Source organism: Bifidobacterium vespertilionis, assembly GCF_008698145.1.
GTDB lineage: Bacteria > Actinomycetota > Actinomycetes > Actinomycetales > Bifidobacteriaceae > Bifidobacterium > Bifidobacterium vespertilionis.
The window spans coordinates 1-268 of the sequence record NZ_RZNZ01000042.1; the positions used below are offsets into that span (position 1 = coordinate 1).

At 71.6% G+C, this 268-nt stretch carries 1 protein-coding gene; it reads right to left on the reverse strand.

Features of this window, described 5'->3' with window-relative positions; all coding sequences use genetic code 11:
- On the reverse strand, nt 1–268 hold a 268-nt coding region (locus tag EMO90_RS12040; RefSeq protein WP_190973683.1), incomplete at both ends, for an FIVAR domain-containing protein.

Below are 268 nucleotides of genomic sequence, written 5' to 3' on the forward strand. Positions count from 1 at the left end.
TGTGACCGTCACGTACGAAACCGACGGACCCGAGGGATACGAGGGGCCGGACGGCTCGCTGGGGCGGACCTTCAACCCGGCGATCGCCGCGGTCAGGCGCGCCTGGGCCGCATCCAACTCCGACTGGTTCGCGTCGCCCTCCGCCAGGACCGCCTCGGCGTTGTCCAAAGCCTTGGCGAACCGGGTCCACGAGTCCGTCGTGTACCCGCCCGGCTGGATCCTCCTGGCCTCGGCGACCGCGGCCTCCAATGCGCTGCGGTCGCCCACG